Annotated in this window: 1 pseudogene; it reads left to right on the top strand. The window is 46.3% G+C overall.

Features of this window, described 5'->3' with window-relative positions:
* Positions 1-816 (top strand): annotated as a pseudogene (locus ACS604_RS18935) (hypothetical protein); the annotation flags it as partial.

The following is an 816-nucleotide window of genomic DNA, read 5'->3' as shown; positions in this document are numbered from 1 at the left end:
TCGTGTGGTGCAGAGTAAGACTGCTGAAGGGGTGACCACCAAAGTCGATTATGTTTACGACGCAAGCATTAGCAGCCTAAACGGTACTAAGGGTGGCATTAAGCGAACGGAAACAGATGGACTTGGTAAAACCGTGGTGGATGAACAGGACTACTTTGGCCGGACCATCAAGCATACTGACAAGGGTGCTCATGTCTTTACCTATACTTATAACGCAGGTGGCTGGCTGACCAAACAGATCAATAGCCAGGGCCAGAGCCTTGAATATAGCTACTATAGCAATGGTTCGATCAAGGAGATCCGTGATACTGCACTCAACCTGTTAACCTCTTATCGCTACGATAACAACGGTAACCGGATTGAGGAGCGTTATCAGGATCTGAATGCTAAAACGGGTGAACTTCGAGTATTCCAGAATGCCTTGATTAACTACGATAGCTTAAACCGCAAGATCAGTGTGCAGGACCAGTCCTTCAATATTCATTATGAATATGATGGCAATGGCAATATCGTGCATATGCTGGCGAACTACCGTGATGCTGTAAATGCTGCACTGAAGATTCAAGATTTCTGGTACAGCTATGATAGCATGAACCGCTTTATAGTGAGTATGGGGGTGCTGAATAGTACCACCAAGAAAGTAGAGCGTGGTAATACCGGGATTGCGATTAGCTATGACAAGCTGGGCCAGCGCCTGAGCGCAGACTATGGTAAAGATGCACTGAACTCGACCAAGGCACATAAAGAAAGCTATAGCTATACCACGGATGGCTACCTTGAAACGGTGAAGAGTGCAGATTACTCAAGCACGGGTAC

Source organism: Acinetobacter sp. Li1LvA2 (genome assembly GCF_056156705.1).
Note: the sequence above shows the minus strand (reverse complement) of the source record. Positions and strands in the feature narration are given on the sequence as shown.